This is a genomic window from Streptomyces sp. NPDC002446, assembly GCF_053595675.1.
This window is the reverse complement of the sequence record NZ_JBSFYC010000012.1, coordinates 17,999-32,653: the sequence shown is the minus strand read 5'-3', so window position 1 is coordinate 32,653 and position 14,655 is coordinate 17,999. Positions and strand designations below refer to the sequence as shown.

Sequence of the window (14,655 nt, the reverse complement as noted above, 5' to 3'; positions counted from 1 at the left end):
ATCCCGAGAACCGGACCAGGACTGACACCACCACCATGCTGCGTACTGCCCTGCGCAATGTCCTTGCGCACAAAGCCCGACTGATGATGACCGCGCTGGCGGTGCTGCTCGGCGTCGCCTTCGTCGCCGGCACCCTCATCTTCAGCGACTCCGTCGCCGAGGCCGTCAAGAACGCCTCCGCCAAGAACCTCAAGGACGTGGCCGTCTCCGTCCAGGCCGGCGGCGACGCCCCCGACGCCCCGGACGCCGTCGACGCGGAGAAGGACGGCAAGCGCGCCACCGCCCTCGACGACAGGCTCGCGGACCGGATCCGCGCCCTGCCCGGCGTCGCCTCCGTCCGCTCGAACGTCACCGGGGAGGCGACCCTCGCCGGCCCCGACGACCAGCCGATCGGCAACGGCTGGCAGAACCTCGCCGTCAACTACCAGCCGGGCAAGGACGGCAAGGACAGCCGCTATCCGCTGGTCCAGGGCCGCGGCCCGGCGGGCGAGGGCGAGATCGCGCTGGCCGAGTCCACCGCGAAGGCGGCCGGCGTCGGGCTCGGCGACACCGTGCGGTTCGCCACCGACGGCCCGGTGCTGAAGAAGAAGCTGGTCGGCATCGTGGCCAGCGACGATCCGCAGGTGACCGCGGGCGGCAGCCTGGCGCTGTTCGACACCGCCACCGCGCAGAAGCTGTATCTGCACCCCGGCCAGTTCGACGAGCTGATCGTGAGCGCCACCCCCGGCACCGACGAGAAGGCGCTGACCGCGAGGGTCCGCGACGTACTGCCCAAGGACCGGGCCGAGGCGACCAGCGGCAGCGAACTGGCCGCCGAGCAGTCCCGGATGATCGCCGAGCAGAACAGCGCACTGAGCCAGACCCTGCTGACCTTCGCCGGGATCGCCCTGTTCGTCGGGGTGTTCATCATCGCCAACACCTTCACCATGCTGATCTCCCAGCGCAGCCGCGAGATCGCGCTGCTGCGCGCGGTGGGTGCCGCACGCCGGCAGGTCGTGCGCTCGGTGCTCGCCGAGGCGGCCCTGCTCGGGCTGATCTCCTCGGTCGTCGGCTTCGCGCTCGGCCTGGGGATCGCGGTGGGCCTGCGGGCCGTGCTGGACGCCAACGGCGCGGGCTTCCCGGACGGGCCGGTCGTCATCAGCCCGTCCACGGTGCTGGCCGCGCTGGGTGTGGGTGTCGTGGTGACCGTACTGGCCGCCTGGCTGCCCTCCCGCAAGGCGGCGAAGATCGCGCCGGTGGAGGCGCTGAACAGCGTCGAGGCGGCGCCCGCGCCGCGCAGCCTGGTCCTGCGCAACACCATCGGCGCGGTGATCACCGCTCTGGGCGTCGCGGTGATGCTCTATGTCTCCACCCTCAAGTCCGGCGACGATCTGCCGATCGCCATGCTGGGCTCGATGCTGACGCTGACCGGCGTGATCATCCTGGCGCCGCTGCTGTCCCGTCCGCTGGTCTCGCTGGCCGGCGTGGTCACCACCCGGCTCTTCGGGGTCGGCGGAAAGCTGGCCAAGGAGAACGCGCTGCGCAATCCGCGCCGTACGGCGGCGACCGGGTCCGCGCTGATGATCGGGCTCACCCTGATCACCGGTATGACGGTCGTGGGCCACTCCGCGCAGCTGGGCATGGACAAGATGGCGGGGCACGGGCTGACCGCCGACTACCAGGTCTCCACCTCGACCTTCGTCGGGCTGGACCCCACGCTGTCGAAGAAGGTGGCGAAGGTGCCGGGCGTGACGGCGATGGCCCCGCTGCGCGGCACCGGCTTCAGCACCGGTGACGGCGGCACCGGCGACGGCGGGTTCGGCTATCTGCGCGGCACCGACCTGACGCAGATCGACAAGGTCACCCGCCTCGACTTCACCCAGGGCTCGCTGGCCGACGTCCGGGCCGCCCGCGGCATCGCCGTCTCCCAGAAGGGCGTCAAGGAGCACGGCTGGCACGTCGGCGACACGGTGAGCGTCGTCTTCGACGAGAAGAAGAAGACGAAGACGAAGCTGAAGGTCGCCGCCGTCTACAAGGAGAACGACGTGCTGGGCGAGGCCTTCGGCGATGTGTCGCTGGTCGACCCGTATCTGCCCCGGTTCAAGAACGACGAACTGCTGGTGAAGACCGCCGGCGGCGCCTCCCCCGCGCTGGTCAAGGACATCCGGCACGCGCTCGGCGACAGTCCGCTGCTGAAGATCCAGAGCCGCGACGATCTGCGCAAGGAGAGCGCCGGCCAGATCGACACCGTGGTGAACATGGTCTACGGGCTGCTGGGCATGGCCGTCATCATCGCGGTGGTCGGCGTGGTCAACACCCTGGCGATGTCGGTGTTCGAGCGGACCCGGGAGATCGGGATGCTGCGGGCGATCGGCCTGGCGCGCAGCGGCATCAAGCAGATGGTGCGGCTGGAGTCGGTGGTCATCTCCCTCTTCGGCGCGGTGCTCGGCATGGGCGTGGGCATCTTCCTGGCCTGGGCCGGCGGCAGCCTGGTCGGCTCGTCCTTCCCGACCTACGAGATGGTCCTGCCCTGGGGCCGACTCGGACTGTTCCTGCTGATCGCGCTGGTCGTGGGCGTACTGGCAGCCCTGTGGCCGGCCCGCCGGGCGGCACGGCTGAACATGCTGGAGGCGATCGGGGCGCAGTGAGGCCCCATGGGAAAGCGGCGGCGCGCCTCCCCTCGGACAAGGGGAGGCGCGCCGCCGTGTGGCATACAGACTGACGCCCAGCCAGGGCCCTGAGGTCATGATCTCCGGGACTTCAGCAACAGGTGCAGTGCCGCCTCCGTAATGCAGCACCGAAATCCCGTGTCGTCGTCAAGCATGGTCGACGATGCATCATTGAACGACGATGGAGTGGCCCTGGAAAACGGGCTGGTGAAGGCGCCGCCCTTCAACTCGTACCGATGCACTTCGGTCCGGGTGCTGCACCATTCCCACGTGTTGCCGCACATGTCGTACACACCGTAGGGGCTTACGCCGCTGTGGAAGCGACTCACGGGAGTCGTCGTGCCGATCCCGCTCTCTCTGGCGTTGCACTTTGCCGGCGTGGGCTGGTTTCCCCATGGATAGGCATCGCCCCTCACACCCCTGGCGGCCTTTTCCCACCTCTGAGCGCTCGGGATCTCCTTGCCTGCCCACGAGGCGTACGACGCTGCGTCGTGCCACGTGACGAACGTCACCGGGTGATCGAAGAGCGAGTCCGGACACTTTCCCTTCCGCCAATGCTCCGGAGGTTGATGTCCCGTCGCGGCCACGAACCGTGCATAGTCAGCATTTGTCACCGGGAAGACATCAATGTAGAAGGCAGGAAGCCAGACAGGCTTATTAGCCTCCCCGCTCAAATAGACCCCGGCATCGACGAGAGCCATTTGCTTACCGTCTTTCGGGTTCCTTTCTTGCTGCTGAGTGGGCAGCTCACACCCTCCGCTCGCGCCCTGCCCTGACAAGACCGATTGGTAACCACCCGTGAGTCTCACGAAACGCTCATGAACATCTGGACTGGAAGCCTTCAACGACGTATCGAGAGCAGCCTGGTTCACCTCACGAATGCTGATGTCCGCACCTCGGTGCTCCCAGGTGGAAAGCGTGCGCTCACTGACTCCAAGATGAGACGCGAACGCTTCAAGGCTCATGCGCTTTGCCTTGCGTAAAGCCTTGGCCTCAAGGCCTGTCCAGCGCTCAACCGTGGCCACGTGTCCCCTCCTTCTGCCGTTACTGCCGAGCCTGGGAACCTGCCCCACGCTCGGGTCCCGGATCAGATGGATTCACCCGATACATTCATGTACTCCTTGCGGAGGGTGTCAATGATCCAGTGATCGCCAGGCAGTTCAATGGCGTCAATGCAGGTAATGGCACGCACACCGATGGCGGCGTTTGTCGCGAAGGCCGCCTCCATGGAGTCAATGCCTCCGAGGGGAACGGGCAAAACGCTGTGCTCGTGGGCCTCTTGGAGGAGCCGCATCGTGACGCCTGGGAGGCAGTCAGCCGACGGCCAGACCACTCGGTCGCCGTCGAAGAAGCCGACGTTCCATGTGCCGCCTTCTGAGACAGCGCCGTTCTCATCTACGAAGAGCGCGTCATCGAATCCGTTGAGCTGCGCCGCGCGCCGGTGGCGGAGGAGGCTGAAGAGCCCCACGCTCTTCACCTCAGGAGCATCTCGGGCGAGCAAGGATGACTGGACGCGGAGCGGTGGAAGCGGCAGCTTGGCGGCCGGCCTGTGCGTGACGAGGATCTGAGGATCCGTGGCACGGTCCGGGCGCCCCAGGTCCATGGCCGGGTCGAACACCGTAACGCGGATCGTGGTCGACCCGCGGGCCGGCGCCACCCGCCGGATGAGTTCGCGGACATAGTCGATGTCGAGTTCCGCCCCGAACAGCGCTCGGCAGTCACGGGCAAGCCTCTCGAAGTGGAGCGAGAGACCGCGGACACGCCCCTCGTCGACCCGGAGACTGGTGAAGTGGCCGTAGTTGGTGAGAGCGAGCACCTGAAGGTGGTCCACGCCGACGGGGCGACCGTTGAGTTCTGCCATGCAGCCCAGCATGGCAGCGGCACCCTCTCCCCACCGCACCACCGGCCCTCGTACAGGCTTGAACTTCAGCGAAACTTCAGTGCCACGACGGTGGGACGACATTCCGGACGCATCACTCTGCGCGCCAAGCTGGTTACCAAGCGTTGAGGACTCACTCACAGGCTTCCGCGCTCAGTCCTCACGATCGGCCCAGGCTCCGTAAGCGCAGGGTTTCCCATACGACTTGGACTGCCACGCAAGGGACCCCCGCGACCGTCCGACCGGCCGGACGAGATCCGCCGCCATCCCCACCCGAAGCGGGGGCACTGCTCCTGCCCATAGCCCCCGGCAGGGGCGGAGTGCCCCTCTGCGGCTCATCACCGAAAAGTCACCGTCCTTCGTCTTCTGCATCCGTATCGAGAGTCGACTCCGTCCGTGGAGGCTGCCATGCACTCCCCTTACACCTCGATCGCCACACCCCAAGTCGACTGGACCGCTCTACAGAACTTTGCGGCCCTCCGGGGCCAGTTGCGGGTCTCGTTCGGCCCCCGCTGCAACATCGCATGCTGGTTCTGCCACAACGAGGGGGACGTGCCGCCTCCGCTGACCCGCGTGGACCGCACACATCAACCGCGTCCCCGCGGCCTCGACCCGGCCGGATACCTCACGCTCATCTCGTCGCTGATGGAAGCCGGACTGAAGCGTGTCTACTTCACTGGCGGCGAACCTCTGACCTCCCCCTTCGCCCGGCCCGTCCTGGAACACCTCCCCGAGCCCGGACCAGACGCCTCCTACACCCTGATCACCAACGGAACCCGCGTTCGCACTCACCGGTCGTGGTTGTCCAAGACGCACTTGGACAAGGTGAAAGTGTCCCTCCACTACTTCTCCGACGAGTCCTTGAAGGCCATTGCCGGAACCCGGATCGGGATCGCCACTGTTCTCGACGGGATCGAGGCCGCGCGGGAGATCTTCGAGCGAGTCGAACTGAACACGCTTCTCCAGAAGGAGAACAGGCACGAGGTCAGGCAGATTCTCGACTTCGCGCTTGACCGGCGGATGCCGGTTCAGTTCATCGAACTCGTGGGCACCGACTTCAACGAGGGGCGCGCCTCCTCTGCAGTGGCAGCCGACGACATCGTCGCCCACCTGCGCTCGCTCACGAACGATGAGCACACGGAAGTGGCCGGCGTCGGACAGGGGCGCCGTGTCTTCCGCGTCGACGGCATCGAGATCGATGTCATCCACCGCAACTTGGGCCGCCATCACGTCGGTCAGTGCGGCGTCTGTCCCCTGCGAACGAAGTGTGTCGAGGGGTTCTGGGCCCTCCGCGTCGACCACGACGGCGGATTCCAGCCGTGCCTCCTGCGCGAAGACCTGCGCTTGGACGTGAAGGAACTGCTGACCGATCCGGCTCGGCTCGCCGAGGCGGTCGCCGGACACATCGCATCGTTCACGGAGGGGACCTTATGAGCCTGCCGCCCGCCTACCTGCCCATCAAGCACAACGGCTCTCCAGGGCCGGTCATCGTCTTCGAGGGCGTATCCGGGATAGGGAAGACCACACTCGTCAACAACGTGACCCGGCGCCTCAAGGCGACGAGCCTGCACACACTGCCGCTCCCCCACTCGGGCTGGTCGGGTGCCGTGAGCTCACGACTGCGTTCCCTCCCGCAGTTCGCCTTCTTCCTCTCGGGCGTACTGCACGCCTCCGACTTGATCCGGCACGCCCGAACGACCGGACCGGTTATGGCCGACAGATACGTCTCCTCCGTGATCGCATGCCACGCAGCCGTACACGGCGTTTCAGTGGAGACCGTAACCAGGCTTCTGGAGCCGTTCCGTCCCTACCTGGTACAGCCGACCCTCACCCTTTACCTCCGGTGCTCTGAGTCGACGCTGCGACAGCGTATGGCCGACAAGCAGGACGTGAAGCAGGACGACACCGACCTCTTCGCCATCCCAGGCCGACTTCCGCGCCTGCTGGCGAACTTCGAGACGGTGGCCGCCTCGGACCCCACAGCCGCCGTCGTCGATACCGACGACAAGACACCCGACGAACTCGCCAATTGGGTCATCACCCACCTGGAGGCCAACGGTGCTTAACCCCATCGACACCGATGCCGTGATCCGCGACGGCGGCGCTGTCGGACGGTTCCCCGGCGAGATCCACGAGGGAGTCGCGTGGTGGCTTGGCGCCTGCCTCGTCGTCACCCAGAAAGCCCGGCGGATCGGTGTCGCCCATGATGGTCACCCTGCCATCGCCGAGTTCGCGAGCCGCTTCTGCCGAGGTGCGATCAATGCTCAGCACTACGCCTGCAACGTACGCTTCCTCGGCCACCAGAGCGAAGAGAAGCTGCTGATCGCGCTCAAGACCTTTCAGGGAGTGCCCGGTGCCTGGCTCTCGACGAGCACCGACGACAACGCCCTCACGATTCGGATCAGGCTCTACAACCGGCAGGGGCTTGTCCTGGACGAGGCAAACGGCCTCGTGGAGATCCGGCGGATGATCGCCGAGGATCACGTCCCCATCCCCGTCAATGACCAGGCCCGAGGGGCCATCGAGCCCTGGCACCACCAGTTGACCAGGCCGGAGGGCGTCTCATGATCGACGCATCCGAGATCATCCGAACCGGGACCAGCATCCTCTTCGTCACCCTCGATTCGCTGCGGTACGACGTAGCTCGCACCGCACTTGACGACGGGCTGACACCACGGCTGGCGGACCTCCTGCCCGAGGGCGGCTGGGAGCGTCGGCACACTCCGGGCAGCTTCACGCTCCCCGCCCACATGGCGTTCTTCTCCGGGTTCCTGCCCAAGCTCCCGCAGCCGAAGCAGCCGCCCCGCCTCTGGGAGTGCCGCCCGCCGACCTTCAAGACTGTCCCGAGGGAGACGTTCGTCTTCGAGGCATCGAACCTCCTCATGGGACTCGCCGGACACGGCTACCGGAGCGTCTGCGTGGGCGGCGTCACCTACTTCTCACGCGAAACACCGCTCGGTTCCGTCCTCCCCGACATGTTCGACGAGGACCACTGGCGGCCCGAGTTCGGTTCACCCGAGCCGGACTCCGCACGCCACCAGGTCGACCAGGCCCTGGAGATCGCCGAGAAGTACGACGACCGTCCGCTGTACCTCTTCGTCAATCTCTCGGCCACTCACGTCCCCCACGGTCACTACCTGGGTGACAGCCTGGACACCCTCGCCTCCCAACGCGCCGCGCTGGCCTACGCTGATGACCACCTGGGACGACTGATCTCCGTCCTGACCACGAAGCGTCGCTGGCTCGTCATCATCTGCGCCGACCATGGCGACGGCTTCGGAGAAGACGGCTTCCATGGCCGAGGAATCGCACACCCCGTCGTCATGAACGTGCCGTTCGCCGCCATGGTGCGCTGATGGCCGCTACTCTCGCCAGGCATGAGCGACGACCTCCAGAGCCGCGAGCCGGTCCGCGATGCATCGGTTGTGGTGGCGCGCGACGCCGATGGCCTGGTGGCCATCTTGAGCGCCGGCTTCCCCCAACACGGCGGCGAGTACCTCTTCCTTCCCGGCGGCCGTAAGGAGCCCGGCGAGAGCGAAGAGGACTGCGCGCGCCGCGAGCTTCGTGAAGAGGCCGGCGTGACAGCCGGGGTGTGGAAGCCGCTCGGCTCGTACGCCATCTCTCTCCGCTCAACGGCGCACGTACATCTGTTCGAGGCTCACGACCTGGCCTTCGAGCCGCAGGAGCTCACGCCTACCGAGGAGGACTTCAAACTCTCCTGGTGGCCCATGGAGGCAGCAATCACCGCAGCAGCGGAAGGTCGCTTCCTTCTGCCAGCAGGCCCGCTGGCCCTCTTTCTGGCACAGAGGTCAGGCCGACTGCAGTGAGTTTCGTGCTCCGCCCACAAGGGCTCCGAGCCGAGCGCCGTAGCCCGTGATCGCGGTCCGTCGCTGCGGTCATGGCGAGAACTCCGGGCTCTCGCCATTGCCTGCACATACGTGGACGGCGCGCATGGTGCCACCGACGTTCCTCGTGCGTACGGGCTACGCACACGGAGTCATGCGACGGCCCTCAGAACACCGACTCCGCCTCGTCCATCCGCCACGCCGGCACGGTCTTGAGCTCGGTGACCGCCTCGGCGAGCGGCACCATCGTGATGTCGGTGCCGCGCAGCGCGGTCATCTTGCCGTAGTCGCCGCGGTGCGCGGCCTCGACGGCGTGCCAGCCGAAGCGGGTGGCGAGGACCCGGTCGTAGGCGGTGGGGGTGCCGCCGCGCTGGACGTGGCCGAGGATGACCGGGCGGGCCTCCTTGCCGAGGCGGTGCTCCAGCTCGCGGGCGAGGGCGGTGCCGATGCCCTGGAAGCGCTCGTGGCCGAACTGGTCGATCTCGCCCTTGCCATAGTCCATGGTCCCCGGCGCCGGGTGCGCGCCCTCGGCGACGCAGATGACCGCGAACTTCTTGCCGCGGGCGAACCGCTCCTCGACCATCGCGCACAGGTCGGCCGGGTCGAAGGCGCGCTCGGGCAGGCAGATGGCGTGCGCGCCGCCGGCCATGCCGGATTCGAGGGCGATCCAGCCCGCGTGCCGGCCCATGACCTCGACGACCATGACGCGCTGGTGCGACTCCGCGGTGGTCTTGAGGCGGTCGATCGCCTCGGTCGCCACGCCGACGGCGGTGTCGAAGCCGAAGGTGCGGTCGGTGGAGGAGATGTCGTTGTCGATGGTCTTGGGCACGCCGACGACCGGCAGTCCGACGTCCGAGAGCATCCGGGCCGCGGTGAGGGTGCCCTCGCCGCCGATCGGGATCAGCACGTCGATGCCGTAGTCCTTGGAGTGGTCCCTGGCGTTCTCGCACGCCTCGCGGAGCCGGGCGCGCTCCAGCCGGGACGATCCCAGGACGGTGCCGCCGCGGGCGAGGATGCCGCTGACCGCTTCGAGGTCGAGCTTGCGGAAGCGACCGTCGAGCAGACCGGCGAAGCCGTCCTCGAAGCCGATGACCTCGTCGCCGTGGCCGGTGAGGGCCCGATGGACGACCGACCGGATGACAGCGTTGAGGCCGGGGCAGTCGCCGCCTGCGGTGAGGACTCCGATACGCATCGTGCTGTGTCTCCTGTGCTCGCTGTCGGTTCCTGAGCCGGTCCGATTGTTTCACGATCCGACGGACCGCTGCCTCGCGCACGGACCCCACCCCTACCTGTCACCGCCCGGAGCCGACCAGGGAAACTGGAAGAGCGGCTTAGCCACCCGCGCAGGTATTGTCAAGAGGGGCGAGCCCACAATAACGGCTGAATTTGACCTTGCGAGACACGGAATGGATCGGAGAGCACGCGTGACGCGCAGCGTGTACGTGACCGGTATCGACCGCGGCGACGGCCGCCAGGTCATCGAGCTGGGAGTCATGGAGCTCCTGACCCGCCATGTCGACCGGGTCGGGGTCTTCCGCCCGCTGATGCACGACGACGGGCCCGACCGGCTCTTCGACCTCCTGCGGGCCCGCTACCGGCTCACCCAGTCCCCCGACACCGTGTACGGCCTCAGCTACGGGGAGGCCGCCACCCTCCAGGCCGAGCGCGGCACCGACGAGCTGGTCTCCCGGCTCGTCGACCGCTTTCACGCCGTGGCCAGGGACTATGAGTACGTCCTGGTGCTCGGCTCGGACTACGCCGACACCAGCCTCCCGGACGAGCTGAGCCTCAACGCCCGGCTCGCCAACGAGTTCGGCGCCTCGGTGCTGCCCGTCGTCGGCGGCCAGGGCCAGGAGGCCGAGTCGGTACGCGCCGAGGCCCGCAACGCCTACCGCGCCTACCAGTCGCTGGGCTGCGACGTGGTCGCCATGGTCGTCAACCGGGTGGCTCCCGAGCTGCGCGAGGCGGTCGTCGAGCGGCTCGCCGCCCGCCTGCCCGTGCCCTGCTACGCACTGCCCGAGGACGGTTCGCTCTCCGCGCCCACGGTCGGCCAGATCGTGCACACGCTCGGCGCCGAGGTGCTGCTGGGCGACGACTCCGGCCTGGCCAGGGACGCCCGCGACTTCGTCTTCGGCGGCGCCATGCTGCCGACCTTCCTCAAGGCGCTCACCCCCGGCTGCCTCGTGGTGACCCCCGGGGACCGCGCCGACCTGGTCATCGGCTCGCTCGCCGCGCACAGCGCCGGCGCCCCGCCGATCGCCGGTGTGCTGCTCACCCTCGACGAGCGGCCCGGCCCCGACATCATGGCGCTGGCCGGCCGGCTCGCCCCCGGGACGCCGGTGGTCTCCGTACCCGGCGGCTCCTTCCCGACCGCCGCCGAGCTGTTCGCCATCGAGGGCAAGCTCAACGCCGCCTCGCCGCGCAAGGCGGAGACCGCGCTGGGGCTGTTCGAGCGGCATGTGGACACCGCCGAGCTGACCAACCGCATCTCCGTCGCCCGCTCCGGCCGGGTCACCCCGATGATGTTCGAGCACGAGCTGATCGAGCGCTCCCGCTCCGGCCGCCGCCGCGTCGTCCTGCCGGAGGGCAGCGAGGAGCGGGTGCTGCGCGCCGCCGACGTACTGCTGCGCCGCGACGTATGCGATCTGACGCTGCTGGGCGAGGAGGAGGCGATCCGCAAGCGCGCCGCCGACCTGGCCATCGACCTGGCGGACGCGCAGATCATCGACCCGCAGACCTCCGAGCTGCGCGAGCGGTTCGCCGAGCTCTACGCCAGGCTGCGGGCCCACAAGGGCGTCTCCTACGAGCTGGCCTACGACGTGGTCGCGGACGTCTCGTACTTCGGCACGCTGATGGTCCAGGAGGGCCTCGCCGACGGCATGGTCTCCGGCGCGGTGCACTCCACGGCGGCCACCATCCGGCCCGCCTTCGAGATCATCAAGACCAAGCCGAACGCCCAGATCGTCTCCTCGGTGTTCTTCATGTGCCTGGCCGACCGGGTCCTGGTCTACGGCGACTGCGCGGTCAACCCGGACCCGAACGCCGAGCAGCTGGCGGACATCGCCATCCAGTCGGCCACCACCGCCGCCCAGTTCGGCGTCGAGCCCCGGATCGCGATGCTGTCGTACTCCACCGGCACCTCCGGCTCCGGCGCGGACGTCGACAAGGTCCGCAAGGCCACCGAGATCGTCCGCGAGCTCCGCCCCGACCTGCTGGTCGAGGGCCCGATCCAGTACGACGCGGCGGTGGACGCGGCGGTCGCCAAGACCAAGCTCCCCGGCTCCGACGTGGCCGGCAAGGCCACCGTGCTGATCTTCCCGGACCTCAACACCGGCAACAACACCTACAAGGCCGTGCAGCGCTCGGCCGGCGCGGTCGCCGTCGGCCCGGTCCTGCAGGGTCTGCGCAAGCCGGTCAACGACCTCTCGCGCGGCGCGCTGGTCCAGGACATCGTCAACACCGTGGCCATCACGGCCATCCAGGCACAGGGCGCCCAGCCCGGCGCCGGACACACCGCCTGATCCCCCCGAACGCTCCCCCCACCCACCGGAAAGCGCTACATGACTGCCAACGCCACCCGCGTCCTCGTCCTCAACTCCGGCTCCTCGTCGGTGAAGTACCAGCTGCTCGACATGCGTGACGGAGCACGGCTCGCCGTCGGCCTGGTCGAGCGGATCGGCGAGGAGAGCTCGCGCCTGGTGCACACCCCGCTGGCCACCGGCGGCGCCAAGCGCGAGACCGGGGGCGCGATAGCCGACCACGAGGCCGCGCTGAAGGCCGTCGCCGCAGAGCTGGCCGCCGACGGCCTGGGCCTGGACTCCCCGGAACTGGCCGCGATCGGGCACCGGGTGGTGCACGGCGGGCTGAAGTTCACCGCGCCGACCGTCATCGACGACGCGGTGCTGACGGAGATCGAGCGGCTGGTGCCGGTCGCCCCGCTGCACAACCCGGCGAACATCACCGGCATCCGCACCGCCCAGGCGCTGCGCCCCGACCTGCCGCAGGTCGCGGTCTTCGACACCGCCTTCCACACCACGATGCCGGAGTACGCGGCCCGCTACGCCATCGACGTGGAGACCGCCGACGCGCACCGCATCCGGCGCTACGGCTTCCACGGCACCTCGCACGCGTACGTCTCCCGCAAGACCGCCGCGCTGCTGGGCAAGGACCCCTCCGAGGTCAACGTCATCGTGCTGCACCTGGGCAACGGCGCCTCCGCGTCCGCCGTCCAGGGCGGGCGGTGCGTGGACACGTCCATGGGCCTGACCCCGCTGGAGGGCCTGGTCATGGGCACCCGCTCCGGGGACATCGACCCGGCGGTCACCTTCCACCTCAAGCGGGTGGCGGGGATGGACGAGGACGAGGTCGACGTCCTGCTCAACAAGAAGAGCGGGCTGATCGGGCTGTGCGGCGACAACGACATGCGGGAGATCCGGCGCCGCATCGACGAGGGCGACGAGCGCGCCCGGCTCGCCTTCGACATCTACATCCACCGGCTGAAGAAGTACATCGGCGCCTACAGCGCGGTGCTCGGCCGGGTCGACGCGGTCGCCTTCACCGCGGGTGTCGGCGAGAACGCCGCCCCGGTGCGCGAGGCCGCCATCGCCGGCCTGGAGGAGATGGGCATGGCCGTGGACGCCTCGCTCAACGCCGTACGGTCCGACGAGCCGCGGCTGATCTCGCCGGACTACGCCCGGGTCGCGGTCGCCGTGGTGCCGACGGACGAGGAACTGGAGATCGCTCAGCAGACATACGCCCTGGTCAACGCGTAGTACTCGGTGTTTTCACCTACCGAAATATTCCGCTGCTAAACAAACCGATAGGATTCCGCCCATGCGCCGTTCCAAAATCGTCTGCACCCTGGGCCCCGCCGTCGACTCCTACGACCAGCTGAAGACGCTGATCGAGGCCGGCATGAACGTGGCCCGTTTCAACATGAGCCACGGGACCCAGCCGGAGCACGAGGAGCGGTACCACCGCCTTCGCAAGGCCTCCGAGGAGACCGGCCGCGCCGTCGGCGTGCTGGCCGACCTCCAGGGACCCAAGATCCGCCTGGAGACCTTCGCCGACGGCCCCGTGGAGCTGGTGCGCGGCGATGAGTTCGTCATCACCACCGAGGACGTCCCCGGCGACAAGACCATCTGCGGTACGACCTACAAGGGCCTGCCCGGCGACGTCTCCAAGGGCGACCCGGTCCTGATCAACGACGGCAATGTCGCGCTCCAGGTCGTCGAGGTCGACGGCCCGCGGGTGCGCACCATCGTCATCGAGGGCGGGGTCATCTCCGACCACAAGGGCATCAACCTGCCCGGCGCCGCGGTGAACGTCCCCGCGCTGTCCGAGAAGGACATCGAGGACCTCAAGTTCGCCCTGAAGATGGGCTGCGACATGGTCGCGCTGTCCTTCGTCCGCGACGCCAAGGACGTCCAGGACGTGCACCGCGTCATGGACGAGGTGGGCCGGCGGGTCCCGGTCATCGCCAAGGTGGAGAAGCCGCAGGCGGTGGCCAACATGCAGGAGGTCGTGATGGCCTTCGACGCGGTCATGGTCGCCCGCGGTGACCTGGCGGTGGAGTACCCGCTGGAGAAGGTCCCGATGGTGCAGAAGCGCCTGGTGGAGATGTGCCGCCGGAACGCCAAGCCGGTGATCGTCGCGACCCAGATGATGGAGTCGATGATCACCAACTCCCGGCCGACCCGCGCCGAGGCCTCCGACGTCGCCAACGCCATCCTCGACGGCGCGGACGCGGTGATGCTCTCCGCGGAGTCCTCGGTCGGCCAGTACCCGATCGAGACCGTCAAGACGATGTCGAAGATCGTCGAGGCGGCCGAGCAGGAGCTGCTCTCCAAGGGCCTGCAGCCGCTGGTGCCCGGCAAGAAGCCGCGTACGCAGGGTGGCGCGGTGGCCCGCGCGGCCTGCGAGATGGCCGACTTCCTGGACGGCAAGGCGCTGGTGGCCTTCACCAAGTCCGGTGACACCGCCCGCCGGCTCTCCCGCTACCGCGCGGCCCAGCCGATCCTGGCCTTCACCACCGACACCGCCACCCGCAACCAGCTCACGCTGAGCTGGGGCGTGGACGCCTTCGTCGTCCCGCACGTCGACAACACCGACGCGATGGTCGACCTGGTGGACGCCGAGCTGCTCAAGCTCAAGCGCTACAACGAGGGCGACACCATGCTGATCACCGCCGGTTCGCCCCCCGGCGTCCCCGGCACCACCAACATGGTCCGGGTGCACCACCTGGGCGGCGAGCACGCCTGACGCGCAGGTCAAAAGCGGCGGT

General features: G+C 68.4%; 12 protein-coding genes. 9 read left to right on the top strand and 3 right to left on the bottom strand.

The window, feature by feature from the left end; genetic code table 11:
* Positions 1-35: 35 nt before the first annotated feature.
* Positions 36-2,627, top strand: a complete 2,592-nt coding sequence (locus ACWD6P_RS09805; protein ID WP_451443509.1) for an ABC transporter permease — start codon at positions 36-38, stop codon at positions 2,625-2,627.
* A 95-nt stretch (positions 2,628-2,722) separates the two neighbouring features.
* Here ACWD6P_RS09805 and ACWD6P_RS09800 read toward each other — a convergent pair whose 3' ends face one another.
* Both ACWD6P_RS09800 and ACWD6P_RS09795 read right to left on the bottom strand, forming a co-directional pair.
* Positions 2,723-3,673, bottom strand: coding sequence for an SUMF1/EgtB/PvdO family nonheme iron enzyme (locus ACWD6P_RS09800; protein ID WP_451443508.1), 951 nt, complete (start codon positions 3,671-3,673; stop codon positions 2,723-2,725).
* A 62-nt stretch (positions 3,674-3,735) separates the two neighbouring features.
* Entirely contained in the window at positions 3,736-4,509 is a 774-nt protein-coding gene (locus ACWD6P_RS09795) for an aminotransferase class IV family protein (RefSeq protein ID WP_451443507.1), read from the bottom strand.
* A 426-nt stretch (positions 4,510-4,935) separates the two neighbouring features.
* On the opposite strand from ACWD6P_RS09795, the gene ACWD6P_RS09790 reads away from it, so the two are divergent.
* From ACWD6P_RS09790 to ACWD6P_RS09770, 5 genes are read left to right on the top strand one after another with little or no spacing between them, the layout of a single operon-like run.
* Positions 4,936-5,961, top strand: coding sequence for a radical SAM protein (locus ACWD6P_RS09790; protein ID WP_451443506.1), 1,026 nt, complete (start codon positions 4,936-4,938; stop codon positions 5,959-5,961).
* Positions 5,958-6,593 (top strand): dTMP kinase, encoded by a 636-nt coding sequence (locus ACWD6P_RS09785; protein WP_451443505.1) that lies wholly within the window; start codon positions 5,958-5,960, stop codon positions 6,591-6,593. Before ACWD6P_RS09790 ends, ACWD6P_RS09785 begins: the two co-directional genes overlap by 4 nt.
* Entirely contained in the window at positions 6,586-7,095 is a 510-nt protein-coding gene (locus tag ACWD6P_RS09780) for a hypothetical protein (protein ID WP_451443504.1), read from the top strand. The genes ACWD6P_RS09785 and ACWD6P_RS09780 overlap by 8 nt, the downstream gene beginning before the upstream one ends.
* Entirely contained in the window at positions 7,092-7,883 is a 792-nt protein-coding gene (locus ACWD6P_RS09775) for an STM4013/SEN3800 family hydrolase (protein ID WP_451443503.1), read from the top strand. The genes ACWD6P_RS09780 and ACWD6P_RS09775 overlap by 4 nt, the downstream gene beginning before the upstream one ends.
* A 21-nt stretch (positions 7,884-7,904) precedes the next feature.
* Complete coding sequence (locus ACWD6P_RS09770) at positions 7,905-8,354, top strand: NUDIX hydrolase (protein ID WP_451443502.1); 450 nt, start codon at positions 7,905-7,907, stop codon at positions 8,352-8,354.
* 184 nt (positions 8,355-8,538) lie between these two features.
* Here the strand turns inward: ACWD6P_RS09770 and ACWD6P_RS09765 are convergent, their stop codons facing one another.
* Entirely contained in the window at positions 8,539-9,564 is a 1,026-nt protein-coding gene (locus tag ACWD6P_RS09765; protein WP_451443501.1) for an ATP-dependent 6-phosphofructokinase, read from the bottom strand.
* A gap of 232 nt (positions 9,565-9,796) precedes the next feature.
* Here ACWD6P_RS09765 and pta point away from each other — a divergent pair, with 232 nt between their 5' ends.
* The 3 genes from pta to pyk all read left to right on the top strand — a co-directional run bounded on the left by pta (position 9,797) and on the right by pyk (position 14,633).
* Positions 9,797-11,893: a phosphate acetyltransferase gene (gene pta, locus ACWD6P_RS09760; RefSeq protein WP_451443500.1), complete on the top strand. Its 2,097-nt coding sequence runs from the start codon at positions 9,797-9,799 to the stop codon at positions 11,891-11,893.
* Between the two features lie 39 nt (positions 11,894-11,932).
* The gene (locus ACWD6P_RS09755; protein ID WP_451443499.1) at positions 11,933-13,144 is read left to right on the top strand and encodes an acetate kinase; all 1,212 of its coding nucleotides are present in this window, start codon (positions 11,933-11,935) and stop codon (positions 13,142-13,144) included.
* Positions 13,145-13,205: 61 nt separating this feature from the next.
* Positions 13,206-14,633, top strand: coding sequence for a pyruvate kinase (pyk, locus tag ACWD6P_RS09750; RefSeq protein WP_451443498.1), 1,428 nt, complete (start codon positions 13,206-13,208; stop codon positions 14,631-14,633).
* The last annotated feature ends 22 nt before the right edge of the window (positions 14,634-14,655 follow it).

What these genes read in the sequence shown, in the direction of transcription:
- ACWD6P_RS09785 (WP_451443505.1), top strand. Translation starts at nt 5,958, where the DNA reads ATGAGCCTGCCGCCCGCCTACCTGCCCATCAAGCACAACGGCTCTCCA.
- pyk (WP_451443498.1), top strand. Translation starts at nt 13,206, where the DNA reads ATGCGCCGTTCCAAAATCGTCTGCACCCTGGGCCCCGCCGTCGACTCC.
- ACWD6P_RS09755 (WP_451443499.1), top strand. Translation starts at nt 11,933, where the DNA reads ATGACTGCCAACGCCACCCGCGTCCTCGTCCTCAACTCCGGCTCCTCG.
- ACWD6P_RS09770 (WP_451443502.1), top strand. Translation starts at nt 7,905, where the DNA reads ATGAGCGACGACCTCCAGAGCCGCGAGCCGGTCCGCGATGCATCGGTT.
- ACWD6P_RS09795 (WP_451443507.1), bottom strand. Translation starts at nt 4,509, where the DNA reads ATGGCAGAACTCAACGGTCGCCCCGTCGGCGTGGACCACCTTCAGGTG.
- ACWD6P_RS09775 (WP_451443503.1), top strand. Translation starts at nt 7,092, where the DNA reads ATGATCGACGCATCCGAGATCATCCGAACCGGGACCAGCATCCTCTTC.
- ACWD6P_RS09805 (WP_451443509.1), top strand. Translation starts at nt 36, where the DNA reads ATGCTGCGTACTGCCCTGCGCAATGTCCTTGCGCACAAAGCCCGACTG.
- ACWD6P_RS09765 (WP_451443501.1), bottom strand. Translation starts at nt 9,564, where the DNA reads ATGCGTATCGGAGTCCTCACCGCAGGCGGCGACTGCCCCGGCCTCAAC.
- ACWD6P_RS09790 (WP_451443506.1), top strand. Translation starts at nt 4,936, where the DNA reads ATGCACTCCCCTTACACCTCGATCGCCACACCCCAAGTCGACTGGACC.